Consider the following 26,104-nt stretch of genomic DNA (forward strand, 5'->3'; position numbering starts at 1 on the left):
GGCTGTCACGGAGTTCCTCAGCGGTCCTCGTCGGGGAATCGACCCTCGTCGAGGTCCGCCGCGAAGCGTTCCAGCCGCTTTGTCGCATCGGCGAGATCGTGCTTGGCCGCGGCCGTAATGACCAGCAGCTTCCGGGTCAGCGCCATCCGTACGCCCTCCGGGACTTGCAGTGCGCGCACTCTTGTGTGCGCTTCCTTGAGTTGGGCCGCGACCGCCGTGTAGAGCTCGAGTTGGCCGTCGTGTTCCATGCACAGATTGTGCCATCTGGGGCGAGTTGTCGCCTGCGCAGGGGGCAACTGCTGCCTCAAACGGCCTTCCGTGTTCAGTGCGCGGCCGCGCTGTCAAGACGCGGGTACCCCATCAACACCCTTTCTAACGTGGGAAGTTGAGAGGCTCCGAGCGGGGGTGCGAACGGGTCCGAAGGCAGACACAGCTGTACCCCCAATCGTGGCGATCGGGGGTACAGAGGGGGTGTTGCAGTGGCCGAAACCCTACTTGCGAAGGGCCTTCGGGCTCAGACCTTGAGCGTCCACGGCTTGTACGAGGGACGCTTCGCCTCGTACGCCGAGATGTCGTCCTCGTTCTGCAGGGTGATGGAGATGTCGTCCAGCCCGTTCAGCAGCCGCCAACGGGCGTTCTCGTCGAGGTCGAAGGAGGCGGTGATGCCCTCGGCGCGCACCTCGCGGGCCTCCAGGTCGACCGTGATCTCGGCCTCGGGGTCGTTCTCCGTCAGCTCCTGCAGCGCGTTCACGATCTTCTGCTCCAGAACCACCGTGAGCAGGCCGTTCTTGAGCGAGTTGCCGCGGAAGATGTCGGCGAAGCGCGACGAGATCACGGCCTTGAAGCCGTAGTTCTGCAGCGCCCAGACGGCGTGCTCGCGCGAGGAGCCCGTACCGAAGTCGGGACCGGCGACCAGCACCGTCGCACCCTTGCGCTCGGGCCGGTTGAGGACGAAGTTCTCATCCTTGCGCCAGGCCTCGAACAGCCCGTCCTCGAACCCGTCCCGCGTGACCTTCTTGAGCCAGTGAGCAGGGATGATCTGGTCGGTGTCGACGTTGCTGCGGCGCAGCGGGACGGCCCGGCCGGTGTGCGTGGTGAATGCTTCCATGGCTGATCAGACTCCAGCGGGCGTACGGGTGTCGGCGTCGGACAGGTCGGCCGGGGAGGCCAGGTGGCCCAGTACGGCCGTCGCGGCGGCGACCTGCGGCGACACCAGGTGCGTACGGCCGCCCTTGCCCTGCCTGCCCTCGAAGTTGCGGTTGGAGGTGGACGCGGAGCGCTCACCGGGGGCCAGCTGGTCGGGGTTCATGCCCAGGCACATCGAGCAGCCCGCGTGCCGCCATTCGGCGCCGGCCTCCTTGAAGACCACGTCCAGGCCCTCGGAGACGGCCTGCAGACCGACCCGCACCGAGCCCGGGACGACCAGCATCCGTACGCCGTCGGCGACTTTGCGGCCCTTGACGAGCTCGGCGGCGGCGCGCAGGTCCTCGATCCGGCCGTTGGTGCAGGAACCTACGAAGACGGTGTCCACCTTGATGGAGCGCAGTGCCTGGCCGGCCTCCAACCCCATGTATTCCAGGGCCTTTTCGGCGGCGAGGCGCTCCGAAGCGTCTTCGTACGAAGCAGGGTCGGGGACGTCCGCCGAAAGCGGCGCGCCCTGACCGGGGTTGGTGCCCCAGGTGACGAACGGCGACAGCGCGGCGCCGTCGATGACGACCTCGGCGTCGAATTCCGCGTCCTCGTCGGTGCGGAGCGTCTTCCAGTACTCGACCGCCGCGTCCCAGTCCGCGCCCTCGGGCGCGTGCGGGCGGCCCTTGAGGTACTCGAAGGTGGTCTCGTCGGGGGCGATCATGCCCGCGCGGGCGCCGGCCTCGATCGACATGTTGCAGATGGTCATCCGGGCCTCCATCGAGAGCTTCTCGATGGCGGAGCCGCGGTACTCCAGGATGTAGCCCTGGCCGCCGCCCGTACCGATCTTCGCGATGATCGCGAGGATCAGGTCCTTGGCGGTGACGCCCTCGGGCAGTTCGCCGTCGACCGTGATGGCCATGGTCTTGGGGCGGGCCAGCGGCAGCGTCTGGGTGGCCAGCACATGCTCGACCTGCGAGGTGCCGATACCGAAGGCCAGCGCGCCGAAGGCGCCGTGCGTGGAGGTGTGGGAGTCGCCGCAGACGACGGTGGTGCCCGGCTGGGTCAGCCCCAGCTGCGGTCCCACCACGTGGACGACGCCCTGCTCGACGTCGCCCAGCGGGTGCAGCCGCACGCCGAAGTCGGCGCAGTTCTTGCGCAGCGTCTCCAGCTGGACCCGGGAGACCGGGTCGGCGATGGGCTTGTCGATGTCGAGAGTCGGGGTGTTGTGGTCCTCGGTCGCGATGGTGAGGTCGAGGCGCCGCACCTTACGGCCGTTCTGGCGCAGACCGTCGAAGGCCTGCGGGCTGGTCACCTCGTGCAGGAGGTGCAGGTCGATGAAGAGGAGGTCGGGCTCGCCCTCGGCGCGCCGGACGACATGGTCGTCCCAGACCTTCTCCGCGAGTGTCCTACCCATCGCTTTCCCTCCGGCCGGCCTGTGTGGGCGCCGGCCCATCTAGATAGAGATCTTGTGGAGGCGTCCGACCGTACCCCTCGTCCGGGCATTCGCCGCCGGGCCCGTTGGTCGGCGGGCCGCTGTGTCTTCCAGAGTGGCGCGTTCCACCGGAAAATGAACTTGCGTTTCACAGAGTGAGACGCGAGTATCGTTTCATGGACAACAGTAGCGGCGTCGGCGTTCTGGACAAGGCAGCCCTTGTCCTGAGCGCTCTGGAGTCCGGTCCGGCCACCCTCGCGGGTCTGGTCGCGGCGACCGGACTCGCACGACCCACGGCACATCGCCTCGCCGTGGCCTTGGAACACCACCGCATGGTGGCGCGCGACATGCAGGGCCGGTTCATTCTCGGCCCGCGGCTGGCGGAACTGGCGGCAGCGGCGGGCGAGGACCGCCTCCTCGCGACGGCCGGCCCGGTGCTCACGCATCTCCGCGACCTGACGGGCGAGAGCGCGCAGCTCTACCGCCGCCAGGGGGACATGCGCATCTGCGTCGCCGCGGCCGAGCGCCTCTCGGGCCTCCGGGACACGGTCCCGGTCGGCTCGACGCTCACGATGAAGGCGGGCTCGTCGGCCCAGATCCTGATGGCGTGGGAGGAGCCGGAGCGCCTGCACCGCGGCCTCCAGGGCGCCCGCTTCACGGCGACAGCGCTGTCGGGCGTACGACGCCGGGGCTGGGCCCAGTCCATCGGCGAGCGCGAACCGGGCGTCGCGTCGGTCTCCGCCCCGGTGCGCGGCCCGTCGAACCGCGTGGTGGCCGCGGTCTCGGTCTCCGGCCCCATCGAGCGCCTGACCAGGCACCCCGGCCGGATGCACGCCCAGGCGGTCATCGACGCGGCGGCCCGCCTGTCGGAGGCGCTGCGCCGCACGGGCTGAGCAGGACACGACTGCCAGAGAGGGTCGGCCTCAACGCCGCGGCAGACCTTCACTGTTCAGGGGCGCGGGGAACTGCGCGACCAGCCCCCACCGGGCCCGCAGACGAAGAACCGCCCCCTACGACGCCGACCGATGAGCGAACCGCTCCTTGCCGGACCGCCCCCGCCGTTCCACCGGCAGCACCCCATGCGCCGCCGCCAGCCCGAACGCCGGCATGTCCGCGTAGATCGACTCGTAGGCCCCCTCGGGCACGACATACGTCTCGTGCCACAGCCCCACGTGCTGCCGGATCTTCCCCTCCCGCTCCTTGCGGTTGAGGCGCGCCCACGCCTTGTGGTGGAACATGTCCGGCGCCGCGGCGTACGCGTACAGCTTCTCCCTCGACTCCCAGTACTGGACGACGTAGTACGTCCTCGGCGACGCCGTCAGCAGCACGTAGTTGAGCAGTCCGCGCGACGGGTCCTTCTTCAGTTCCCGCAGCATCCGCGGCATGGCCGTGAGCACCGGCAACCAGTGATGCACGGCCCAGAAGTGGTTGATGCGCGTCCCGATGAGCAGGACGACGACCTCCCCCTCGGCCGCCGCAGTCGTACGGCCCGCGTTGGGTTTCGCGAACATGACACCTCCCCGTCGGGCCGGTCGGCCCCCGTTGGCTAGCGGCACTATCCGACCGCCGCGTGCTTGGATCGTGCCGTCGTCCGAGGAAAGGCGCAAGACATGCGGCTGGCGGAGTTGAGCGAGCGCAGCGGTGTGTCCACCGCGACGATCAAGTACTACCTGCGCGAAGGCCTGTTGGCGCCCGGCCGGCAGATCAACACGACGACCGCGGAGTACGACGAGGGACATCTGCGCCGGCTGCGACTGGTGCGCGCGCTGATCCAGGTGGGCCGGATACCCGTCGCCACCGCCCGGGAGGTGCTCGGCCATGTCGACGACGACTCCCTGGGCCGTACGATCCGCCTGGGCGCGGCCCTGTGGGCGCTTCCGCAGGGCCCGGAGCCGGACGACGCCGACCCGGCCGTGGTCGCCGCCCGCCTGGAGGTGGACCGGCTGCTGGCTGGCCTCGGCTGGGAGACCGCGCGCGAGCTGAGCCCCCTCTCCCCCGTGCACCGCTCACTGGTGGTGGCGGTGGCCGCGCTGATCCGGCTGGGGTATGCCTGGAACGCCGAACTGATGGCGCCGTACGCGGAGTTGATGCACCAGGTGGCGAACCAGGACCTGGACTATCTGGAGCTGCACGCGTCGGAGGCGGAGCGGGTCGAGACGGCGGTGGCGGCGACGGTGCTCTTCGAGCCGGTCCTCACGGCACTGCACCGGCTGGCCCAGGAGGAGGAGTCGGCGCGCCGGTACGGGCTCTAGCCGGCGGAAATGCGAAGTGGCCCCCCGCCGAAGCGGAGGGCCACCTGCACTGACGTACCCCCGACCGGATTCGAACCGGCGCTACTGCCGTGAGAGGGCAGCGTGCTAGGCCGCTACACAACGGGGGCGAGGATCTTGCAGGCGTTGAAACTACACCGCCGCAGATCCGAGCTGGTCTACCTGGACTCGAACCAAGACTAACTGAACCAGAATCAGTCGTGCTGCCAATTACACCATAGACCAAAGTGGTTTAGACCAGTTTGTACCCCCGACCGGATTCGAACCGGCGCTACTGCCGTGAGAGGGCAGCGTGCTAGGCCGCTACACAACGGGGGCCCTAGCGATCCTGCGTGAGAGTCAGCGGGTGCGACCCGAACTGACCCTCCGGGAAGGATCTGTACCCCCGACCGGATTCGAACCGGCGCTACTGCCGTGAGAGGGCAGCGTGCTAGGCCGCTACACAACGGGGGCTTCTGTGGAATTGATCTCCACGGGTGCAGATTTGAAGCAATCTGCGAGCTGGCCTACCTGGACTCGAACCAAGACTAACTGAACCAGAATCAGTCGTGCTGCCAATTACACCATAGGCCACTGGAACGCGAGCCCCTGCGGAGCTCTTGCTCTAGTTTGCGCCTCCGGGTCCTGGCCTTTCGGCCCGCTGTCCGGCGGCGCAGGAAGAACATTACCCGAAGGTGGACGGCGCTCCAAAACGGGTATCGGCGCCGAGGAGCGCGGGGAGTTCGGCGAGCGAGGCGATCCGGTGCGGGCCGCCGGGGGCACGTTCGACGACGCCGAGGCCGCCGCGGTCGATCCACACGGACAGCATTCCGGCGTCCACGGCACCCCGTCCGTCGATCTCGGGGTGATCGCCGACGTACGCCACCTGCTCGGGCGGCAGGTCCAGGGCCTCGCAGGCCGCGTGGAAGGCCTGGGCGTCCGGCTTGTGGACGCCCAGCTCGGCCGCGCACAGAACGGACTCGAAGCGGTCCCGTACGCCGAGGACACGCAGCTTGCGGTCCTGCACGAGGAGGCTGGAGTTGGAGAGCACGCCGTGCCGGTGACTGGCGGCGAGGAGGTCGAGGACGGGCAGTACGTCCGGGAAGAGCGCCCAGGCGGCCTCGTAGTGCCCGATGTACCGGTCGAACCAGGCGTCGGCCTCCGCGTCGGTGAGCTCCGCGCCCAGGAACACGCGCACCCGGTCCCGGCGCTGCCCCTGAAAGTCGGTCTCCCCCGCCGCGAACCGCGCCCACTGCCGGTCGGTGACCTCCCGCCACCGCACCAGGGCCTCGTCGACGGTCCCGTACCCGTCGAGCAGCCCCTCGGCCACGAGCTGCTCACGCATGCCGGCGCGGTCGGCCGTGGTGTAGTCGAAGATCGTGTCGTCGATGTCCCAGACCACGGCCCGAATACTCACGTCCCCGACGGTATCGCGAGCTGGCACACTGAAGACATGAGCGAGTATCGCGTCCAGTTCACCGTCGAGGCCCGTACGACCTACGACACCCTGCCCGCAGAGCGCCGAGCCCACTTGGACAGGGCCGTGCGGATACTGGCCCGTGACCCGTTTCGGAAGACGTCGACAGCTCCTCTGGGACCTGACGACAATCTCCGCAAGGCCTACGTGGCCCCTGGCGTGATGGTGGAATACGTGGTGGCCGGCGCCATCATGGTGGTTGTCGTTGTCTGGATCTTCGATGAAAGCCAGTATCTGATCGACGAAGCCGACGCGCAGTGAACACATGTGAGGGGCGGCGCCCGGAGTTCCGGGTGCCGCCCCTCACCTGTGTTCCGGGGTCACGCCGCCAGGCGGGTCAGGGCCGCGTCGATCCGGGCCAGGGTCTTCTCCTTGCCCAGGACCTCGAGGGACTCGAAGAGGGGCAGGCCCACCGTGCGGCCGGTGACGGCCACGCGGACCGGGGCCTGGGCCTTGCCGAGCTTGAGGCCGTGGGCCTCGCCGGCGGCCAGGACGGCCTCCTTCAGCGACTCGGCGGAGGACCAGTCGGCGGCCTCCAGCTTCTCCCTCGCCGTGATCAGCAGGGCGTCGCTGCCCTCCTTCATCGCCTTCGTCCAGGACGCCTCGTCGGAGACGGGCTCGGGCAGGAACAGGAAGTCGACGTTGTCCGTGATCTCCGAGAGGACCTTGAGGCGGGTCTGGGCGTGCGGCGCGATCGCCTGCCACTTCGTCTCGTCGAAGTCCTCCGGCGCCCAGGGCGCGAAGGGGGCCCGCAGCCAGGGGGCGCAGCGCCGTGTGAAGTCCTGCACGTCGAGGAGACGGATGTGGTCGGCGTTGATCGCCTCGCACTTCTTGAGGTCGAAGCGGGCCGGGTTGGGGTTGACGTCCGACACGTCGAAGGCGGCGACCATCTCGTCGATGCTGAAGATGTCCTGGTCGGCCGAGAGGGACCAGCCCAGCAGGGAGAGGTAGTTGAGCAGGCCCTCCGGGAGGAAGCCGCGCTCCCGGTAGAGGTTCAGGCTCGACTCGGGGTCGCGCTTGGAGAGCTTCTTGTTGCCCTCGCCCATCACGTACGGCAGGTGCCCGAAGGCGGGGACGGACTTGGCGATGCCCAGTTCCGTCAGCGCCTTGTACAGGGCGATCTGCCTCGGCGTCGACGACAGGAGGTCCTCGCCGCGCAGGACGTGCGTGATCTCCATCAGCGCGTCGTCGACCGGGTTGACCAGCGTGTACAGGGGTGCGCCGTTGGCGCGGACGATCCCGTAGTCCGGGACGTTCTCCGGGGTGAAGGTCAGTTCGCCGCGGACCAGGTCCGTGAAGGTGATCGTCTCGTCGGGCATCCGGAAGCGGACGATCGGCGTGCGGCCCTCGGCGGTGTACGCGGACACCTGCTCGTCGGTCAGCTCGCGGCAGTGGCCGTCGTAGCCGGAGGGCCGGCCGGCGGCGCGGGCCGCGTCGCGGCGGGTGTCCAGCTCCTCGGTGGAGCAGTAGCAGTAGTACGCGTGGCCGGCCTTCAGGAGCCTGGCCGCGACGTCCTTGTAGATGTCCATGCGCTGCGACTGGCGGTACGGCGCGTGCGGGCCGCCCGCCTCCGGGCCCTCGTCCCAGTCGAAGCCGAGCCAGCGCAGCGAGGCCAGCAACTGCTCGTACGACTCCTCGGAGTCGCGGGCCGCGTCGGTGTCCTCGATGCGGAAGACGAACGTACCGCCGGTGTGACGGGCGTAGGCCCAGTTGAACAGGGCCGTACGGACCAGGCCCACGTGGGGGTTACCGGTGGGCGACGGGCAGAACCGTACTCGGACGGCGGGGGCGGGTGCGCTAGCCACGCTTGACAACCTTGTTGGTGAGAGTGCCGATGCCTTCGATGGTGACGGCGACCTCGTCGCCGACGGTGAGCGGTCCGACGCCTGCCGGGGTGCCCGTGAGGATCACGTCGCCGGGGAGCAGCGTCATGGCCTCGGTGATGTTGACGATCAGATCCTCGATGGAGTGGATCATCTCGCTGGTGCGGCCGAGTTGGCGTTGCTCTCCGTTGACCGTGAGCTGGATCGTCAGGTCGGACGGGTCGAGGTCCGTCTCCACCCAGGGGCCGAGGGGGCAGCTGGTGTCGAAGCCCTTGGCCCGCGCCCACTGCTTCTCGCGCTTCTGCACGTCCCGCGCGGTGATGTCGTTGGCGCAGGTGTAGCCGAGGATGACGTCCTTGACGCGCTCGCGCGGGACCTCGCGGCACATCCGGCCGATGACCACGGCGAGTTCGGCCTCGTGGTGCAGTTCCTCGGAGAAGGAGGGGTACTGGATGTCGTCGCCGGAGCCGATCACCGAGGTGGACGGCTTGAAGAAGGCGAACGGGGCGTCGGGCACCTCGTTGCCGAGTTCCCTCGCGTGCTCCGCGTAGTTGCGGCCGTAGGCGACGACCTTGTTGGGGAGCACCGGCGGCAGCAGCCGGACCTTGTCGAGGGGGACCTTCGTGCCGGAGAGCTCGAAGTCGGCGAACGGGATGCCCTTGATGATGTCGAGGACTAGTTCGTCCGGCTTGTCACCCTCGACCGCGCCGAAGGCGACGTTCCCGTCGATGGAGAATCTGGCGATGCGCACGGGATTCCTGCGCCCCTCTGCTGGTCCGGCTGGAGTCTGACGGTCCAGGCTAACGCGCCGCGGGCGGGCGCCTCGCGCAATAAGCGAGGGCGCCCGCGACCTTCGTACGGCACAGAACCGGGTACGAGGGGCACGGGCGCCCTTGACACACAGACATTCGCGGGGTCCGCCCTGAGCAACCGGGCGGACTCGTGCGTACTACTCCGCGACGGAGGCCGCGACCGGGGCGTCCATGAGGATGGTGCGGCGGGGGTTGGCGGTCTGGGTGGGGAGGTCTACGGAGTGCTCCGGCTGCTCGACGGGCGTCAGCTCGTCGGCGTCCGTCAGGTGTGCCAGCGTCGTGCGCCGCGGGTTTGCGATGTTGCGGAACATCGTCGTCGTCTTCACTGTTGTAGTCCTCGACCCTGTCGTGTCCGGGCGCTCGGCGCGGCTGGAAGCCGCTGTCCGGGCGCGGGTTGTCGGATTTGCCATCCCTGTAAAGCGTCAGGCTAAACATGCGATTCCCTGGGGAAGTCACGGAGACCCCTTGAACGGCGTGTGAGTTTCCTCACGAATCCATGGGCAAAACGGTCAATTCCGACCTCCACTCCCCCTCCACGAAACGGACATTGCTTCACTGAAGCCCTCATTCCGCTCCTGATCATGGCGACCTGGACACCGTCCACACCCCGGCGGCGCATTGAATTTCGCCCGGTATGTACGGAATCGCCTTCTACACCTCGTGATTGAGCACTCACGAGGTGTCATCGTCGTCACACCGTGACCCATTGGCCTTGTTGGAGATCCGGCACTGTGCTGGAATTCCACGGACCGCCGCGGGATCGAGCCGGCGCACAGGGGGCGCGAAGCAGCGCCGAGCGGCGGCACGTGAGAGGGGAACCGCGCCGGGTTACTCACGACCACCATGAGGGACGCATTCAGGGCGCCCCTCATACGCCGACACCGTCCGTCCGTTCACGCGGAAGGACGCCTGGTCCAGAGGTTGCGACGCTAGTGCAGGGACGTTTCAAGAGGGATGGCAGCGCTTCGGCGGAGCCGGAGCCACACAACGGAGCCGGTAACGGTTCCTCCCCCCAGCACGCCCAGACCGCGGGCCAGCCAGCTCTGACCGGCGACAACGGCGAGCGGTCGACGCGCCCCGGCAGTGGTGTGCCCGGCGGGCCCGGCCAGAAGGGCGCCACCGGTGGGCCCGCGGCCGCACCGCCGCCCGTGAAGCCCGCCAAGGGTCCCAGCGGCCCCGGCACGCGAATAGCTCTGCGCAACTGGCGAATCTCGACCCGCCTCGTCTCGCTGCTCGCCCTCCCCGTGGTCGCGGCGACCTCGCTCGGTGCCCTGCGCATCAGCGACAACATGGACGACATCCAGCAGCTCGACAACATGCGGCTGCTGACCGACATCACCAAGCAGGCGACCGAGCTCTCCGCCGCGCTCCAGGAGGAGCGCGACCAGTCGGCCGGCCCCCTCGCGCACGGCGCGTCGGCCAACGACCTGGGCGTCAAGGGCGTACGGGACAAGACCGACCGGGCCCTCGCCAACTTCATCGACGGCTCCGAGGAGATCGACGCCGCCAGCAAGAAGGGCACCCTCAGCGGTGTCCGTGACAGCCTGGTGGGTCTGGTCAGCGAGCTGAGCAACCTCAGCGACATCCGCAGCAAGGCCTACGACGACCCGAACAACTCCACGCAGACGGTCGAGGCCTACCACCGGCTCGTCACCCAGTTGCTCGACCTCTCCCAGGACATGGCCGAGGCGACCAGCAACCCCGAGATGATCACGCGTACCCGCTCGCTGGCCGCCTTCTCGTCGGCCAAGGAGTACGCGTCCATCCAGCGTGCGGTCATCGCCGCCGCGCTGCCCGAGGACCCCGCGAAGTCCGGCAGGCTCACGGAGAACGACCGGCTGTACGCCGAGTCGGCCCTGAACAGCCAGGACTCCGAACTCGAGAGCTTCAAGAGCATCTACGGCGACGGCGCCGAGGACCTCCTCAAGCCGATCGACGACGGCAGCCCGACGATCACGGCGGCCGACCTCTACGCCAAGCGCATCCTGCAGAGCAGGGACGGCCTCCAGACGCTGCAGAAGCGCTCCTACAAGGACTGGGTCGACGACGACTCGGCCAAGATCCAGCAGATGAAGACCATCGAGCTGACGCTGCTCAACGAGATGGAGCAGAAGGCCCGTGCGCTGCGCCAGGACGCCGAGCAGGAAGCGATCATCTCGGGTGCGCTGATCCTGCTCGTCCTCGGTGTCTCGCTGGTCGGCGCCTTCGTCATCGCCCGGTCCATGATCCGCTCGCTGCGCCGGCTCCAGGACACCGCCAACAAGGTCGCCCAGGACCGGCTGCCCGAGCTGGTCAAGCAGCTGTCGGAGTCGGACCCGCAGGACGTCGACACCTCCGTCGAGTCGGTCGGTGTGCACTCCCGGGACGAGATCGGCCAGGTGGCCGCGGCCTTCGACGACGTGCACCGCGAGGCCGTCCGCCTCGCCGCCGAGCAGGCCCTCCTGCGAGGCAACGTCAACGCGATGTTCACCAACCTCTCGCGCCGCTCCCAGGGCCTCATCCAGCGTCAGCTGTCGCTCATCTCCGAACTGGAGTCCCGCGAGGCCGACCCGGACCAGCTGTCCTCCCTCTTCAAGCTCGACCACCTCGCGACCCGTATGCGCCGGAACGGCGAGAACCTTCTCGTCCTCGCCGGTGAGGAGCCCGGCCGCCGCTGGACCCGTCCGGTCCCGCTGGTCGACGTGCTGCGCGCCGCGGCCTCCGAGGTGGAGCAGTACGAGCGCATCGAGCTGTCGTCCGTACCGACCACCGAAGTGGCCGGCCGGGTCGTCAACGACCTCGTGCACCTGCTCGCCGAGCTGCTGGAGAACGCCACGTCGTTCTCCTCCCCGCAGACCAAGGTCAAGGTCACCGGTCACGCGCTGCCCGACGGCCGCGTGCTGATCGAGATCCACGACACCGGCATCGGCCTCTCCCCCGAGGACCTCGCGGCGATCAACGAGCGGCTCGCGGCGCCGCCCACCGTGGACGTGTCGGTCTCCCGCCGCATGGGTCTGTTCGTGGTCGGCCGCCTCTCGCAGCGCCACGGCATCCGTATCCAGCTGCGTCCCTCCGACTCCGGTGGTACGACCGCGCTGGTCATGCTCCCCGTCGATGTCGCCCAGGGCGGCAAGAAGCCCGCTCCGGGCAAGCCCGGCCAGGGCGGTGCCCCCGTCGGCGGTCCCGCCGCCGCGCAGGCCGCCGCCGGTGTGGCCGCGGCCCGCCGGGGCGGTGGCCAGGGCGCTCCCGCCGGTGGCGGGCTCCTCGGCGCCGGTGCGGCGCCGCGTGGTCAGGTCGGCTCCGGCCAGGGTGCGCGTGCCGCGCTGCCCGGCCGGGACGGGGCCGGTCGCCCCGGCGGTGCGCCGCGTGGACCGCAGGGTCCGGGCGCTCCTCAGCAGGGCGGCAGGCCGGCTCCGGCCGGGGCCGGCGCGGGCGCCTTCGGCGGTCAGGCGCCGGGTGCCCCGCAGGGTCTCCAGGCCGCCGGCGGCTTCGGCGACGGTCCGGGCGGACGCCAGGGCCAGGACGCCTTCGGCAACACCACCGGACGTCAGGACGCCTTCGGCGGCTCCCGCGGCCCCGTACCGCCGCAGCGCGGGGAGGGTCAGGGCGGCGGGCGCCGTCCGCAGCTCCCGCCGCGGGGCGGTACGCGTCCCGAGCTGCCCGGTGGCAACGCGCCGTCGCGGCCCAGCTGGAGCGACGAGAACGCGCAGCCTCCGGTGCCGCGTGCCTCGCTGGACACCCCGCGCGGTCACGAGGAGCCGGACGCCACCTCACGGATGCCGCGCATCGACGACCGGGGCGGTCCGGCGGCGACCTCCGAGATGCCGGCGATCCCCCGCATCGACGAGCTGCAGAACCCGGCGGCCACCTCCGAGTTCGCCCGCCCCGACTACAACGCCCCGCGTCCCGGCGGCCCCTCGGACACCGGCCAGTTCCCGGTGCCCGGCTACAACGGCTCCGGCGACATGGGCGGCCAGCAGAACGGGTCGTACGTCCGCTCGGACGTCTTCGGCACGCCGCCCGGCGGCCAGCCCGGTCCGCAGAACACGGGGCAGTTCACTCCGCCGTCGTACGACAGCAGTTCGACGGGCCAGTTCCCCGCGCCGACCGGGTACGACTCCGGCTCGACCGGCCAGTTCCCCGCGCCCTCCGGTTTCGACAACCGGGGTCCGGTGCCGCGCCGTCAGCAGGACCCGTCGTCCACCGGCCAGTTCGAGCGCCCGCAGCCGGGCGACGGCCGTGGCCCCGCGGACTTCGGCGGCTCCCGGCCGCCGGTCCCGCCGCGCCCGCCGCAGCCGGAGGCCCTGCCGCCGGCGAGCGGTCCCGGTGACGGACGGACCCCGCTGTACGACACCCTGGAGACCAATTGGTTCCACGGGCAGGGTCAGCAGGGCCAGCCGCAGAACGGCCGGCCGCAGTCGGGCAATGGCAGCAGCAGCAGCAATGGCACCGGCGGCAATGGCAGCAGCAACGGTTCGGCGCCCTCGCAGCCGTCCGCCGCGGCCACTCCCCCGCGTCCGGCGGCCGCGCCGGCCGCGACCGGCTCCTGGCGCACCTCGCCCAACGACGAGCTGGTCCGGCAGGCCGAGCGGGTCCGCCAGCCGGCCGCCGGTGGCGTCACTACTTCCGGCCTTCCGCGCCGGGTCCCGCGTGCGAACCTCGTACCGGGTACGGCTCAGCAGCAACAGCACCAAAGCGGTCCGGCGGTCTCGCGTGCGCCCGATGACGTGCGCGGCCGGCTGACCAACCTCCGTAGGGGCATCGCCCAGGGTCGGCAGGCCGGTACCGGCGCCGACCAGACGGGCAGCTTCCCCAGCCCCACTCACCAGCAGGAGCGATAGTTGAGCCAGATGAGCCAGGCGGCACAGAACCTCAACTGGTTGATAACCAACTTCGTGGACAACACCCCCGGTGTGTCCCACACCGTCGTCGTGTCCGCCGACGGTCTCCTTCTGGCGATGTCGGAAGGCTTCCCGCGGGACCGCGCCGACCAGCTCGCCGCGGTCGCGTCCGGGCTCACCTCGCTCACCGCGGGTGCCTCGCGCATCTTCGAGGGCGGCACGGTGGCCCAGACGGTCGTCGAGATGGAGCGCGGGTTCCTCTTCCTCATGTCCGTCTCGGACGGATCGTCGCTCGCGGTCCTCTCCCACCCGGACTGCGACATCGGCCTCGTCGGCTACGAGATGGCGCTCCTGGTCGACCGGGCGGGCGCCGTGCTCACCCCGGATCTGCGCGCCGAACTACAGGGCAGTCTGCTCCACTGACCGTTCCGGATCCACCCGTCTCACCAAAACACCGTCCGGCCGCCACATCTCCCCCACCGGCCCTGTCAGACGGCACGACTGACCGACGCTGTCCCGCCCGGAGGACTCATGACCCCGCCCACCGCCTCTCATGATCCGTACGCACAGCCGTACGAGGACGAGGGCGACCAGCCGCTGGTAAGGCCGTACGCCATGACCGGCGGCCGGACCCGGCCGCGCTACCAGCTCGCCATCGAGGCGCTGATCAGCACGACGGCCGATCCGGCCCAGCTGATGGGACTGCTGCCCGAGCACCAGCGCATCTGCCACCTGTGCCGTGAGGTCAAGTCGGTGGCAGAGGTGTCGGCGCTCCTCGCCATGCCGCTCGGTGTGGCCCGCATCCTCGTCGCGGACCTCGCCGAGGCCGGACTGGTCGCCATCCACCAGCCGGGCGGCGACGAGAACAACGGCGGTGCACCAGCGGTGACACTGCTCGAAAGGGTGCTCAGTGGACTTCGCAAGCTCTGACGGGGGCCGGGCCACCACCTCCGCGAAGATCGTGGTCGCGGGTGGCTTCGGCGTGGGCAAGACCACGTTCGTGGGCGCCGTCTCGGAGATCAACCCGCTGCGTACCGAGGCCGTGATGACATCGGCCTCCGCGGGTATCGACGACCTCACGCACACCGGGGACAAGACCACCACCACGGTGGCCATGGACTTCGGCCGTATCACCCTGGACCAGGACCTGATCCTGTACCTCTTCGGTACGCCGGGCCAGGACCGCTTCTGGTTCATGTGGGACGACCTGGTGCGCGGCGCGATCGGCGCCGTGGTCCTGGTCGACACCCGCCGGCTCGCGGACTGTTTCCCCGCGGTCGACTACTTCGAGAACAGCGGCCTGCCGTTCGTCATCGCCCTCAACGGCTTCGACGGGCACCAGCCGTACAACCCCGAAGAAGTGCGCGAGGCGCTCCAGATCGGCCCGGACGCGCCGATCATCACGACGGACGCCCGGCACCGCTCGGATGCCAAGAGCGCGCTGATCACGCTGGTCGAGCACGCCCTCATGGCGCGCCTGAGGTAGCCAAATCCGCAATGCCGTACGCCAGTTGTCGTAGATACACCGGAGCCGGCTGTGGCCTTTGACACGGTCGGCCCCGGTGTTCATAACGTTTCGACAGAGATATCTGGTGGTATGGCCACGCGTCGCGGTCACCTGGTCTCGCTGCGCTCACATAGGCCCCGTCTTTTGACGGGGCTCGTTCTTTATGACCGTTTTATCTGGGGCTTACATCGCTATGGATCTTCGCATTCCGACGTTTGGAAGAGCGAAGGCCTACGTGCTGGAATGCCTGAACTGCCTAATAGTCAAAGACGTACCTCTGTAGAGGGCTCTTGACTTACCGGGCTCTGAGACACTGCGGCACAACGTTGGTGCCTTCCGCCGAGAGGTTGTTGGTCGAGTGAGGCGAAGCAAGAACGGTCCCGAGCCGTCGGCCCGGGGCAACTTCACCCCGCCGCCGCGCGGAGCGGCGCCCACCGCTGCGCCCGGCTCGGAGCCGATGGCGCCACCCGCTCCCAGCGGCAGCCGGTTCTCCCCGCGCAACTGGCGCGTGCCGACCAGGCTGAACGCGATCCTGCTCATACCCGTGGTCGTCGGCCTGATCATGGGCGGCTTCCAGGTGAAGAGCTCGATCGACACCTGGCAGCAGGCCGAGGACGCGGAGAAGACCGCACGTCTCGTGCAGGCGGCCCTGGTCTACGGTGACGCCCTCTTCCAGGAGCGCGACATCACCGCGGAGCCCCTGCTCTCGGGCGACGGCGAGAACGACCCCACGGTCGTCAAGGCCCGCGCGGTCACCGACAAGGCCGCCGAGGCGTTCGACGTCGCCGCGCGGAACATCCCGCAGCGGGCGAGCCTCGAGCGCCGCCTGAAGCTGTTCCGTGACGTCGAGCCCCAGCTGGCGACGGTCCGGGAGACCGCCTACACCGCCAAGCGCCAGGGCGTGGAGTCCGAGGAGAGCTACACCCTCCTCACCCACAGCCTGATGGAGTTCTCCAACGAGCTGGGCCTGGGTACGGGCAACAAGACCTACTCGACCGCCTACGGCCGGATCGTGTACGCACTCTCCCTCACCAAGGCCGCGGCGTCGCTCGAGCGGGCCATCGGCATTCACCTGCTGGTCAACCCCGGTCCCGGCCGGGGCAGCTTCCAGAGCCAGCGCATCGCTCTCACCTCGTACGCGTACCTCGAGAAGATCGCCATCGCGGAGTACATCGGTGGCGGTACCCCCGAGGACGCCAAGAAGCTGGAGGACGCGTCCGCCCAGGCCACGGCCCAGGGCAAGGAGATGGCCGAGCAGGCCGCCCAGGCCGCGGCGGCCAAGGGCGCGACGTACGTCCCGCCGCCGTCCGACCCGAACGAGATGCTCGCGGCCATCGCCGCGCTCCCCTCGACGGACAGCGACGCCCGTGCCGAGCTCGCGGCCAAGGGCATCACCAAAGACAACTGGTGGGCGGTCAACACCCTCAAATACAACATGTACCTGAAGCTGGAGTCGGGGCTCTCGCAGAGCGCGGTGAACGAGGCCGCCTCGATCTCCGACGAGGCCAAGCAGGACGCGATCATCGTGGGTGCGGCCGTCGTGGTCGCGCTGCTCGCCGCGTTCATCCTGGCCGGCATGGTGGCCCGCCAGATGAGCCGCTCGATGCGCCAGCTGCGCAACGCGGCCTTCGGCATCGCCGAGCAGCGCCTGCCGATGCTGGTCGACCAGCTGTCGCGCACCGACCCCGGTCGCGTCGACACCCGGGTCGCCGCCATCCCCATCAACACCACGGACGAGATCGGCGAGGTCGCCCGCGCCTTCGACCAGGTCCACCGCGAGGCGGTCCGGCTGGCCGCCGAGCAGGCCCTGCTGCGGGGCAACATCAACGCGATCTTCACCAACCTGTCGCGCCGCAACCAGTCCCTGATCGAGGGCCAGCTGACCCTGATCACCGACCTGGAGAACAACGAGGCCGACCCGGACCAGCTGGAGAACCTCTTCCGCCTGGACCACCTCGCGACCCGTATGCGCCGCAACGGCGAGAACCTCCTCGTCCTCGCCGGCGAGGAGCCCGGCCGCCGCTGGGACCAGCCGGTCCCGCTGGTCGACGTCCTGCGCGCCGCCTCCTCCGAGGTGGAGCAGTACGAGCGTGTCGAGCTGTCGGGCGTACCGGAGGCCGAGATCCACGGCCGTGCGGTCACCGACCTCGTCCACCTGCTGGCGGAGCTGCTGGAGAACGCCACGACGTTCTCCTCCCCGCAGACCAAGGTCCGGGTGACGGCGACCCGTCTTCCCGACGGCCGGGTCATGGTCGAGATCCACGACAAGGGCATCGGCCTCACCGCCGAGGACTTCGCGGACATCAACCACAAGCTGGCCAACCCGCCGACCGTGGACGCCGCGATCTCCCAGCGCATGGGCCTGTTCGTGGTCGGCCGGCTGTCCGACCGGCACGGTATCCGCGTCCAGCTCCGCCCCTCGGGCGAGCAGGCCGGTACGACCTCGCTGGTCATGCTCCCGGACGCCATCACCCACGGTGGCGGTGGCGAGCAGCAGATGCAGCGCGACGAGTTCACCGTCTCGCAGATCATCCCCGAGCAGCAGAACTACGTCGGCGAGAACTTCCAGCCCGCCCAGGTGCAGCCGATGCGTACGGCGGCCGAGCTCGGCTTCGACGACAGCCGCTACACCGAGGTCCCCGACGACATCCGTGAGCTGGACCCGGTGGGCCGCTCCCTGATGCGTGAGGAGCGCCGGGCGCAGCTGGAGGCCCAGACACACCCCGAGTCGGCCCCGCACGAGGCCATCGAGGCCCCCGCGTACGGCGACGACTTCACGGCCGCGCCGAACGGCCAGAGCCCGGCCCTGGACGAGCCCTTCGCGGGCTTCGACCAGCAGACGGCGTACGAGGAGCGGCAGCAGCCGTCGTACGAGGAGCCGTACTTCAACGGGAACAACGGCTTCCCGCAGACGGACGACTTCCCGGCGGTCGGCAGCGACTACCCGGCGGCCAACGGCTACCCGTCCTCGAACGGAAACGGCAACGGCGGCTACCCGGAGCCCGCGTACGCGGAGCCCGCCCAGGAGGAGCCCGCGCCGGCCCACGCCTCCGCCCCGGAGAGCTTCTCGGCCTTCGAGGAGCGGCGCTACCAGGACGACTGGCCGAAGCCGGACAGTTACCAGAACGGGCACCACTCCGAGTACGCTCCGGATTCGGAATCCGCGCAGGCCGCTGACGTGAGTGAGCGGAATCACGTAGGCTTCGAGCGTCCGGGACCGGCGCCTTCCGCCGCCCACACGCTGACCGATGCCGGGCTCCCCCGCCGCGGATCCACCGCGAGCGGCACCAGCAACGGCACCACCCGGCAGCACGTGGGCCAGGAGACTCCGGCACCGGCACCCGCGGAGCACAACGGCACCGCGAACGGCAACGGAACCGGTCCCGACGACTGGCGCTCGGCGAACGACGAGCGCTGGCAGCAGGCCTCACAGCTCCGCAAGCCCAAGGCGGGCGGGGTTACCTCCTCCGGCCTGCCGCGTCGGGTACCGAAGGCCAACCTGATCGAGGGCGCCGCGGAAGCGACTCCCCAGGGCGGCCCGTCGGTCTCCCGCGCCCCCGAGGACATCCGGGGCAGGTTGAGCAACCTGCGCCGGGGTGTCCAACGAGGACGCACCGCAGGCAGTGAGACGAACGGCCAGGCCACCAGGAATCACCACGGTGGGCCTGACAGCACCTACAACCAGGAGCGTTAGTGTGAGCCCGATGAGCCAGGCGGCGCAGAACCTTAACTGGTTGATCACCAACTTCGTGGACAACACCCCCGGGGTGTCGCACACGGTGGTGGTCTCCGCCGACGGACTCCTTCTGGCGATGTCCGAAGGCTTTCCGCGAGACCGTGCGGACCAGCTCGCCGCTGTCGCCTCCGGTCTGACCTCTCTCACCGCGGGTGCCTCGCGCATCTTCGAGGGCGGCAGCGTGAACCAGACGGTTGTGGAGATGGAGCGGGGATTCCTGTTCATCATGTCCGTGTCCGACGGTTCCTCCCTCGCGGTGCTCGCACATCCGGAGGCCGACATCGGTCTCATTGGGTACGAGATGGCGCTTCTGGTCGACCGTGCCGGTACGGTCCTGACACCCGATTTGCGTGCGGAGCTCCAAGGGAGCCTTCTCAACTAACAGTCAGACAGTGCGTTTTGGCGTCTCGGGGCGGTAGGTTTCGGACGCGGCTCCACAGTGATGCGGTGCCCGGCACAGTCGGAGGAGGAGAAGAAAGTGGCAACACCCCCAGGCGGTTCGCCCTCGGGCAATTGGTCGTACGGCCCTGGCCAGGGTCAGGGCCAGGGTGACCAGAACCGGTACAACTTCCCCTCCGCACCCAGCCACCGCCGGCAGCAGCCGTACGCGCCCCAGCACCCGCAGGGTCCCGGGCCGTCGCCGTACGACCAGCCGCCGTCGCCCCGCATCCAGCCCGTGCAGCCGCAGCGCCGCTCCTCGGAGCCTTCCCCCGCAGGGGGGTCGAACAACCCTCTGGTGCGTCCGTACGCCATGACCGGCGGCCGGACCCGCCCGCGCTACCAGCTCGCCATCGAGGCGCTGGTGCACACCACTGCGCAGCCGCACCAGATGCAGGGCCAGTTGCCCGAGCATCAGCGAATCTGCAACCTCTGCCGAGAGATCAAGTCGGTGGCCGAGATCTCGGCGTTGCTGACCATCCCTCTCGGTGTGGCCAGGATCCTCGTCGCCGACTTGGCGGAGGCAGGCCTGGTCGCCATCCATCAGCCCGGCGGCGACGAGAGCGCCGGCGGCCAGCCAGACGTGACTTTGCTCGAAAGGGTGCTCAGTGGACTTCGCAAGCTCTAGCGGAGGGCCTTCCCGCTCCACCACGTCCGCGAAAATCGTGGTGGCGGGCGGCTTCGGCGTGGGTAAGACCACGTTCGTCGGGGCCGTCTCGGAGATCAATCCGCTGCGTACCGAGGCCGTGATGACGTCCGCGTCCGCGGGGATCGACGACCTTACGCACACCGGCGACAAGACGACGACGACCGTCGCCATGGACTTCGGCCGTATCACCCTGGACCAGGACCTGATCCTGTACCTCTTCGGTACGCCGGGGCAGGACCGCTTCTGGTTCATGTGGGACGACCTGGTGCGCGGTGCGATCGGGGCGATCGTCCTCGTTGACACGAGGCGCCTTGCCGATTGTTTCCCCGCTGTCGATTACTTCGAGAACTCGGGGCTTCCCTTCGTCATCGCCCTGAACGGGTTCGACGGCAACCAGCCGTACAACCCGGACGAGGTCCGGGAGGCTCTGCAGATCGGGCCCGACACTCCGATCATCACGACGGACGCCCGGCATCGGGCGGATGCGAAGTCGGCGCTCATCACTCTGGTGGAGCACGCGCTGATGGCTCGGCTTCGGTAGGTACGTGCTTCTTGCGGCTACTGGGCTGCCTCGGACGGTTGTACGCCGTCTGCGGCAGCCCAGTGGCTTGTCGCGCAGTTCCCCGCACCCCTAAGACGAGGCTGTTCTTAGGGGCGCGGGGAACTGCGCGACAAGCCCCCACCGGGCCCGCAGCCGACGACGCACGAGAAAGGGCCCCTCCCGCACCTCGGGAGGGGCCCTTCTCAAAACCCAGGCTCAGTGCCAGCTGTGCGGCGCGCGGAACCCACCCTCGCGCTCCAGGCGGCGCCAGCCGGCCTTGGGGCGACGACGAGCCACAGGGGCCACCGGTGCCGCTGCCGCGCGGGCCAGGAGGATGGCCGTGATGGCGGCGACTTCCTCGGGCTCGGCGTGGCCCTTCTCGACGCGAATGTCAGAGGTGTTCATAGGTCACAGTCTCCGTGAGAGAGGTTTCCGCGGGGGGACCGCGAAGGATCCGCTGGGTTACCGAGTGGGATCACTGCGGGGGGTTGCCGTGCTTTCGCGAGGGCAGGTCGGCGTGCTTGGACTGCAGCATCGCGAGCGACCTGATGAGCACCGAACGCGTCTCGGCCGGGTCGATGACGTCGTCGACCAGACCGCGCTCGGCGGCGTAGTAGGGGTGCATCAGCTCGGACTTGTACTCCTTGACCATCCGAGCCCTCATCGCCTCGGAGTCCTCGGCATCCGCGATCTGACGGCGGAAGATGACGTTGGCGGCACCTTCGGCGCCCATCACGGCGATCTCGTTCGTCGGCCAGGCGTAGGTGAGGTCGGCGCCGATGGACTGGCTGTCCATGACGATGTACGCGCCTCCGTACGCCTTGCGCAGGATCAGCGAGATCCTCGGAACGGTCGCGTTGCAGTAGGCGTAGAGCAGCTTCGCGCCGTGCCGGATGATTCCGCCGTGCTCCTGGTCGACGCCCGGCAGGAAGCCGGGGACATCCAGCAGCGTGACGATCGGGATGTTAAAAGCGTCGCACATCTGGACAAACCGTGCAGCTTTTTCCGACGCCTCGATGTCCAGGACGCCCGCGATGCTCATCGGCTGGTTGGCCACGATGCCGACGACCTGTCCGTCCAGGCGACCGAGCGCGCAGATGATGTTGCGGGCCCAGCGCTCGTGGACCTCCAGGTAGTCGCCGTCGTCGAGGATCTCCTCGATGACCTTGGCCATGTCGTACGGCCGGTTGCCGTCGGCCGGCACGAGGTCCAGCAGGACGTCGCTGCGCCGGTCGGCGGGGTCCTCGGACGCGACGCGCGGCGGGTTCTCGCGGTTGTTCTGCGGGAGCATCGCGAGGAGGTAGCGGACCTCGGCGATGCAGGTCTCCTCGTCGTCGTACGCGAAGTGCGCCACGCCGCTGGTCTCGGCGTGCACGTCGGCGCCGCCGAGCCCGTTCTGGGTGATCTCCTCGCCGGTGACCGCCTTCACGACGTCCGGACCGGTGATGAACATCTGCGAGGTCTCGCGCACCATGAACACGAAGTCGGTGAGGGCGGGCGAGTAGGCCGCGCCGCCGGCGCACGGGCCGAGCATCACGCTGATCTGCGGGATCACCCCGGACGCCTTGGTGTTGCGCTGGAAGATGCCGCCGTAGCCGGCGAGAGCGCTGACGCCCTCCTGGATACGGGCGCCGGCGCCGTCGTTGAGCGAGACGAGCGGGGCCCCGGCCGCGATGGCCATGTCCATGATCTTGTGGATCTTCGTGGCGTGGGCCTCGCCCAGCGCGCCGCCGAAGATACGGAAGTCATGGGCGTACACGAAGACCGTACGGCCCTCCACCGTGCCCCAGCCGGTGATCACACCGTCCGTGAACGGGCGCTTCGCCTCCAGACCGAACCCGGTCGCGCGGTGCCGGCGCAGCTGCTCGACCTCGTTGAAGGAGCCCTCGTCGAGGAGCAGCTCGATGCGCTCCCGGGCGGTCAGCTTGCCCTTGGCGTGCTGCGCCTCGGTGGCCTTCTCGCTGGGGCCGGCCAGGGCCTGCGCACGGATCTCGTGCAGCTCGGCCACGCGCCCGCGTGCGTCCGTCGGTTCCACCGTCGGCTCGCCCGCGAGCTCACCCTGCGCCTCATCCAAAACGGTCATGTAGCGACCATACGAAGCCGAGCAAGAAAACCGGCCCGTCGACTCCGTACAGTCTCCGGCGCGTTTTCCTGGTACCCCTGAACAGAACAACGCCGGGATGCAGCCGACCCGACTGCTCAAGGGGCGTGCGGCTTGTAGGGGTCACACAAAGGCGTCACATCGGCGTCCACAATCTACCCGACTGGACTACACCACTCGGAGTAACGTCGCCCACACTCCCCCGACACAGTTGAATATTGAACAGGATGGGTCTACGGTAGCCCTTGTCGAACTGATTCAAGGTTCAACGACTTCGGTACCTCGTCCCCAAGGAGCCATGCCATGAGCATCTTCGGCCGCAAGAACACCGCTGACGGCGACACCGCCACCTCGTCCGTGACGACCGCCGTGGCCCCCGAGCTCACCGCGCTCACCGGCGACTACACGATCGACCCGTCCCACACGACGATCGGCTTCGTCGCCCGGCACGCCATGGTGACGAACGTCAAGGGCGGCTTCAAGGAGTTCGAGGGCACCCTCCACCTGGACGGCAGCGACCCCTCGGCCTCGACGGCGTCCCTCGACATCAAGATGGACAGCATCGACACGGGCTCCGCCGACCGCGACGGCCACCTGAAGAGCGCCGACTTCTTCCGCACCGACGAGTTCCCGACGATGACCTTCCGCTCCACCAAGGCGGAGTCGCTGGGCGGCGAGGACTACCGCATCACCGGTGACCTGGAGATCCTCGGCACCACCAAGCAGATCTCCATCGACCTGGAGTTCAACGGCGCGGCGAAGGACCCCTTCGGCAACGAGCGCGTGGGCTTCGAGGGCAAGGCGGAGATCCTGCGCTCGGAGTGGGGCCTGACCTGGAACGCGGCACTGGAGACCGGCGGGGTCCTGGTGTCCGACAAGATCAAGCTGAACTTCGACATCTCGGCCATCAGGAACGCGTGAGGCGACGCGCCCTTGGTGTTGCCGGGAGTGAGGGTCACCGGGAGTGGGGTCACAGGGGCGCGTGGGAGTCAACGAGGCCGGAAACCGTCCCATCCGCTTGACAGTTCATGCCGAGCGCAACAGGGTCTGCTTGATAGTTCAAGTTGCCCCCCACAGGCAATCGGCAAGTCATCCAGATCGGGACATCCTCTCGCCAGTTGGAGAAGTCATGCGCCCCACGCACCCCCACAGCCGCACCCTTCGCACGGCCCGGTCCGTCGGCCTGACGGCCCTGCTCGCCGTCACCGGTGCCACCGCACTCGCCGTGGCGCCCACGGCGTCGGCGGCGTCGACGGCGGAAGCCGCCGCCCCCACGGCCACACTCACCGCCGACGTACCGGTCTTCGCCCGAGGGGCAGGCATGTCCGTCGTGGCTTTCGGCAGCCTCCAGATCGACGACGGCACCACCGTCACATGCATAAACAACGGCTCGCCCTCCGGCGCCTCGCCCCGGATCATCTACGCCACCACCTACAAGGTCACGGCGGGCACCACCTACCGCGTCTCCGCCTGGGAGAGCGGCAACTGTGACGCGTACATCCCGCAGTGGGGAGCCCGGACGCGGTCCCTCGGCGGCGTGACCGTCACCCCCTCGAACGCCGACGTCGCCGGCGGCGTCTACCGGGTCACGATCCCGTAGTCACGGCGGGACAGGAGATCTCCTCGCGGGCGGCGCGCGGGTCGTTCACGCGGCCCGCGAGGAGTGCCGGGGCGACACACGGCTTGACCACTCTCCGCGATAACCCGATGCGAGGCTCCCGCCGGGAAGCTAGCCTCCGATCATGACCTGGCTCCCCCGCGACTTCGCCCACCCCCTGCATGTCGACGTACCCGGTGGGTATCATCTGCGGCCGATTCGCGGGGCCGATGCCGCGCTCGACTATCCGACCGTCATGGGGTCGCGCGAGCGGCTCTGGGACATCTTCGGGGAGGCCTGGGGGTGGCCGGCCGCCACCATCACCTACGAGGCCAATCTCGCCGATCTGGAGCGGCACGCCGCCGAGATCGACGCCCATGAGTCCTTCAACTACGTACTCCTCGATGAGAGCGAGACCGTCGAACTCGGGTGCGTCTACATCGATCCGCCCGAGAAGGCCGGCGCCGACGCCGAGGTGTCCTGGTGGGTGGTCGACAGTGCCGTGGGAGGCGAGGTGGAGCGGGCTCTCGACGCTCTCGTGCCTCAGTGGATCGCCGAGGACTGGCCCTTCGTACGGCCTCGGTTCATCGGGCGCGATCTGTCCTGGGCGGAGTGGTTGCGGCTGCCCGACGCCGGCGCGTAGCCCGTCTGGCTCGATGCCGACGGCCTGATTTCGCCCCTTGTGGCCACGCTCACAGCGTTCCCATAATCCTTCAACAGATTTTGACCGGCTCATGCCATTCAGCACAGGAGTTCTTTCTGTTTGTTTGGCATGAGCCTGACATCTCTGCGTATGTCCGCCCCCCACGGAAGGTCATCACGTTGAAGAAGCTCATCACCGCGCTCAAGAGAGCCGCGGCCGCCGGCGCCGCCGCGCTCGCGATCATCAGCCTTCAGCCCCTCTCCTCCGCGCAGGCCGCCCCCGCGCCCGTGATCGGCGGCACCCGTGCCGCGCAGGGCGAGTTCCCGTTCATGGTCCGGCTCTCCATGGGCTGTGGCGGCGCGCTCTACACGCAGCAGATCGTTCTCACCGCCGCGCACTGTGTGGGCGCCACGGGCACCAACACCAGCATCACCGCCACCGCCGGTGTCGTGGACCTCCAGTCCACCAGCGGGCGGGTCCAGGTCAAGTCCACCAAGGTGTACCGGGCCCCGGGCTACAACGGCAACGGCAAGGACTGGGCGCTCATCAAGCTCGCCACGCCGATCAACCAGGCGACGCTGAAGATCGCCACCACCACGCAGTACAACACCGGCAACTTCACCGTCGCCGGCTGGGGCGCGGCCGTCGAGGGGGGCGCGCAGCAGCGCTACATGCTGAAGGCCACGGTGCCGTTCATCAGCGACGCCACTTGCAAGGCGTACGGCGGGCTCTACACCGGGCTCGTCGCCGGGGACGAGATCTGCGCCGGGTTCGCGGCGGGCGGGGTCGACACCTGTCAGGGGGACTCCGGTGGTCCGATGTTCCGTAAGGACAACGCCGGTGCGTTCATTCAGGTGGGGATCGTGAGCTGGGGTGACGGGTGCGCTCAGCCCAACGCGCCTGGTGTCTACTCCGAGGTTTCGACCTTCGCCTCGGCCATTGCCTCGGCGGCGGCGACGCTCTGACGCGTGGCTTCACCGCAGTCTGTACGACGTCCACGGGCCCGGCGCTCTCAGCGCCGGGCCCGTGCGTGTGGCCGCCGGGGGGGGGTGATTCGCCCCCGCCGCCCCTACCCGTCCCTCCCCCAGAGGGGGGACCCCCATCGGGGGCTCCGCCCCCGAACCCCCGCTCCTCAAACGCCGGAGGGG

25 protein-coding genes and 5 tRNA genes are annotated in these 26,104 nt (G+C 69.1%); 15 read left to right on the top strand and 15 right to left on the bottom strand.

Annotated features, from left to right (window positions below; genetic code table 11):
- Window positions 1-17: 17 nt before the first annotated feature.
- The 3 genes from ABZ855_RS27665 to leuC form a co-directional block, all read right to left on the bottom strand.
- A complete protein-coding gene (locus ABZ855_RS27665; RefSeq protein WP_360811272.1) occupies window positions 18-248 on the bottom strand; it encodes a hypothetical protein in 231 nt (76 codons plus the stop codon).
- A gap of 266 nt (window positions 249-514) precedes the next feature.
- The gene (gene leuD / locus ABZ855_RS27670) at window positions 515-1,108 is read right to left on the bottom strand and encodes a 3-isopropylmalate dehydratase small subunit (RefSeq protein ID WP_360811274.1); all 594 of its coding nucleotides are present in this window, start codon (window positions 1,106-1,108) and stop codon (window positions 515-517) included.
- Window positions 1,109-1,114: 6 nt separating this feature from the next.
- Window positions 1,115-2,545 (bottom strand): 3-isopropylmalate dehydratase large subunit, encoded by a 1,431-nt coding sequence (gene leuC / locus ABZ855_RS27675; protein ID WP_360811276.1) that lies wholly within the window; start codon window positions 2,543-2,545, stop codon window positions 1,115-1,117.
- Window positions 2,546-2,739: 194 nt separating this feature from the next.
- Here leuC and ndgR point away from each other — a divergent pair, with 194 nt between their 5' ends.
- Window positions 2,740-3,456: an IclR family transcriptional regulator NdgR gene (ndgR, locus tag ABZ855_RS27680; protein WP_210588063.1), complete on the top strand. Its 717-nt coding sequence runs from the start codon at window positions 2,740-2,742 to the stop codon at window positions 3,454-3,456.
- A gap of 117 nt (window positions 3,457-3,573) precedes the next feature.
- Here ndgR and ABZ855_RS27685 read toward each other — a convergent pair whose 3' ends face one another.
- Window positions 3,574-4,074: a DUF4188 domain-containing protein gene (locus ABZ855_RS27685; RefSeq protein ID WP_360811278.1), complete on the bottom strand. Its 501-nt coding sequence runs from the start codon at window positions 4,072-4,074 to the stop codon at window positions 3,574-3,576.
- A gap of 99 nt (window positions 4,075-4,173) precedes the next feature.
- Between ABZ855_RS27685 and ABZ855_RS27690 the strand changes: the two genes are divergently transcribed.
- Window positions 4,174-4,815 (top strand): MerR family transcriptional regulator, encoded by a 642-nt coding sequence (locus tag ABZ855_RS27690; RefSeq protein ID WP_360811280.1) that lies wholly within the window; start codon window positions 4,174-4,176, stop codon window positions 4,813-4,815.
- 55 nt (window positions 4,816-4,870) lie between these two features.
- Here ABZ855_RS27690 and ABZ855_RS27695 read toward each other — a convergent pair.
- The 6 genes from ABZ855_RS27695 to ABZ855_RS27720 all read right to left on the bottom strand — a co-directional run bounded on the left by ABZ855_RS27695 (window position 4,871) and on the right by ABZ855_RS27720 (window position 6,229).
- Window positions 4,871-4,943 (bottom strand) — tRNA-Glu (locus ABZ855_RS27695).
- A 43-nt stretch (window positions 4,944-4,986) separates the two neighbouring features.
- Window positions 4,987-5,058: transfer RNA gene (locus ABZ855_RS27700), tRNA-Gln, on the bottom strand.
- Between the two features lie 20 nt (window positions 5,059-5,078).
- Window positions 5,079-5,151: transfer RNA gene (locus tag ABZ855_RS27705), tRNA-Glu, on the bottom strand.
- Between the two features lie 62 nt (window positions 5,152-5,213).
- Window positions 5,214-5,286: transfer RNA gene (locus ABZ855_RS27710), tRNA-Glu, on the bottom strand.
- Between the two features lie 48 nt (window positions 5,287-5,334).
- Window positions 5,335-5,406 (bottom strand) — tRNA-Gln (locus ABZ855_RS27715).
- A 91-nt stretch (window positions 5,407-5,497) separates the two neighbouring features.
- Window positions 5,498-6,229 carry an HAD family hydrolase gene (locus tag ABZ855_RS27720; protein ID WP_360811282.1) on the bottom strand — a complete coding sequence of 244 codons (732 nt, stop codon included), beginning with the start codon at window positions 6,227-6,229 and terminating at the stop codon, window positions 5,498-5,500.
- A gap of 36 nt (window positions 6,230-6,265) precedes the next feature.
- Here ABZ855_RS27720 and ABZ855_RS27725 point away from each other — a divergent pair, with 36 nt between their 5' ends.
- Complete coding sequence (locus ABZ855_RS27725; protein WP_360811284.1) at window positions 6,266-6,550, top strand: hypothetical protein; 285 nt, start codon at window positions 6,266-6,268, stop codon at window positions 6,548-6,550.
- Between the two features lie 59 nt (window positions 6,551-6,609).
- On the opposite strand, the gene gltX is transcribed toward ABZ855_RS27725, so the two are convergent.
- The 3 genes from gltX to ABZ855_RS27740 all read right to left on the bottom strand — a co-directional run bounded on the left by gltX (window position 6,610) and on the right by ABZ855_RS27740 (window position 9,250).
- A complete protein-coding gene (gltX, locus tag ABZ855_RS27730) occupies window positions 6,610-8,094 on the bottom strand; it encodes a glutamate--tRNA ligase (protein ID WP_360811286.1) in 1,485 nt (494 codons plus the stop codon).
- The gene (locus tag ABZ855_RS27735) at window positions 8,087-8,863 is read right to left on the bottom strand and encodes a fumarylacetoacetate hydrolase family protein (protein ID WP_006379595.1); all 777 of its coding nucleotides are present in this window, start codon (window positions 8,861-8,863) and stop codon (window positions 8,087-8,089) included. The genes gltX and ABZ855_RS27735 overlap by 8 nt, the downstream gene beginning before the upstream one ends.
- A gap of 198 nt (window positions 8,864-9,061) precedes the next feature.
- The gene (locus ABZ855_RS27740) at window positions 9,062-9,250 is read right to left on the bottom strand and encodes a hypothetical protein (protein WP_006379594.1); all 189 of its coding nucleotides are present in this window, start codon (window positions 9,248-9,250) and stop codon (window positions 9,062-9,064) included.
- A 606-nt stretch (window positions 9,251-9,856) separates the two neighbouring features.
- Here ABZ855_RS27740 and ABZ855_RS27745 point away from each other — a divergent pair.
- The 8 genes from ABZ855_RS27745 (at window position 9,857) to ABZ855_RS27780 (ending at window position 20,615) form a co-directional block, all read left to right on the top strand.
- On the top strand, window positions 9,857-13,744 hold the full coding sequence (locus tag ABZ855_RS27745; protein WP_360811288.1) for a nitrate- and nitrite sensing domain-containing protein: 3,888 nt from the start codon (window positions 9,857-9,859) through the stop codon (window positions 13,742-13,744).
- A 9-nt stretch (window positions 13,745-13,753) separates the two neighbouring features.
- Entirely contained in the window at window positions 13,754-14,167 is a 414-nt protein-coding gene (locus ABZ855_RS27750; RefSeq protein WP_044471908.1) for a roadblock/LC7 domain-containing protein, read from the top strand.
- A 108-nt stretch (window positions 14,168-14,275) separates the two neighbouring features.
- Entirely contained in the window at window positions 14,276-14,674 is a 399-nt protein-coding gene (locus tag ABZ855_RS27755; protein ID WP_360811290.1) for a DUF742 domain-containing protein, read from the top strand.
- Window positions 14,655-15,230: an ATP/GTP-binding protein gene (locus ABZ855_RS27760; RefSeq protein ID WP_006375318.1), complete on the top strand. Its 576-nt coding sequence runs from the start codon at window positions 14,655-14,657 to the stop codon at window positions 15,228-15,230. Before ABZ855_RS27755 ends, ABZ855_RS27760 begins: the two co-directional genes overlap by 20 nt.
- Window positions 15,231-15,609: 379 nt before the next feature.
- Entirely contained in the window at window positions 15,610-18,945 is a 3,336-nt protein-coding gene (locus ABZ855_RS27765) for a nitrate- and nitrite sensing domain-containing protein (protein ID WP_360811292.1), read from the top strand.
- Between the two features lie 10 nt (window positions 18,946-18,955).
- Window positions 18,956-19,369 carry a roadblock/LC7 domain-containing protein gene (locus ABZ855_RS27770; RefSeq protein WP_005479603.1) on the top strand — a complete coding sequence of 138 codons (414 nt, stop codon included), beginning with the start codon at window positions 18,956-18,958 and terminating at the stop codon, window positions 19,367-19,369.
- Window positions 19,370-19,465: 96 nt separating this feature from the next.
- Entirely contained in the window at window positions 19,466-20,053 is a 588-nt protein-coding gene (locus tag ABZ855_RS27775) for a DUF742 domain-containing protein (RefSeq protein ID WP_319209657.1), read from the top strand.
- Window positions 20,034-20,615: an ATP/GTP-binding protein gene (locus tag ABZ855_RS27780; RefSeq protein WP_026248371.1), complete on the top strand. Its 582-nt coding sequence runs from the start codon at window positions 20,034-20,036 to the stop codon at window positions 20,613-20,615. The genes ABZ855_RS27775 and ABZ855_RS27780 overlap by 20 nt, the downstream gene beginning before the upstream one ends.
- Window positions 20,616-20,831: 216 nt before the next feature.
- On the opposite strand, the gene ABZ855_RS27785 is transcribed toward ABZ855_RS27780, so the two are convergent.
- Both ABZ855_RS27785 and ABZ855_RS27790 read right to left on the bottom strand, forming a co-directional pair.
- A complete protein-coding gene (locus ABZ855_RS27785; RefSeq protein ID WP_360811295.1) occupies window positions 20,832-21,020 on the bottom strand; it encodes an acyl-CoA carboxylase subunit epsilon in 189 nt (62 codons plus the stop codon).
- A 70-nt stretch (window positions 21,021-21,090) separates the two neighbouring features.
- A complete protein-coding gene (locus tag ABZ855_RS27790) occupies window positions 21,091-22,698 on the bottom strand; it encodes an acyl-CoA carboxylase subunit beta (RefSeq protein WP_360811297.1) in 1,608 nt (535 codons plus the stop codon).
- A 321-nt stretch (window positions 22,699-23,019) separates the two neighbouring features.
- Here ABZ855_RS27790 and ABZ855_RS27795 point away from each other — a divergent pair, with 321 nt between their 5' ends.
- The 4 genes from ABZ855_RS27795 to ABZ855_RS27810 all read left to right on the top strand — a co-directional run bounded on the left by ABZ855_RS27795 (window position 23,020) and on the right by ABZ855_RS27810 (window position 25,921).
- On the top strand, window positions 23,020-23,637 hold the full coding sequence (locus ABZ855_RS27795; RefSeq protein ID WP_360811299.1) for a YceI family protein: 618 nt from the start codon (window positions 23,020-23,022) through the stop codon (window positions 23,635-23,637).
- Window positions 23,638-23,845: 208 nt separating this feature from the next.
- Window positions 23,846-24,316, top strand: a complete 471-nt coding sequence (locus ABZ855_RS27800) for a hypothetical protein (protein ID WP_360811301.1) — start codon at window positions 23,846-23,848, stop codon at window positions 24,314-24,316.
- 142 nt (window positions 24,317-24,458) lie between these two features.
- Window positions 24,459-24,956: an N-acetyltransferase gene (locus ABZ855_RS27805; RefSeq protein WP_360811303.1), complete on the top strand. Its 498-nt coding sequence runs from the start codon at window positions 24,459-24,461 to the stop codon at window positions 24,954-24,956.
- 179 nt (window positions 24,957-25,135) lie between these two features.
- Window positions 25,136-25,921: a serine protease gene (locus ABZ855_RS27810; RefSeq protein ID WP_360811305.1), complete on the top strand. Its 786-nt coding sequence runs from the start codon at window positions 25,136-25,138 to the stop codon at window positions 25,919-25,921.
- The last annotated feature ends 183 nt before the right edge of the window (window positions 25,922-26,104 follow it).

The organism is Streptomyces sp. NPDC047042 (assembly GCF_040644035.1).
GTDB lineage: Bacteria > Actinomycetota > Actinomycetes > Streptomycetales > Streptomycetaceae > Streptomyces.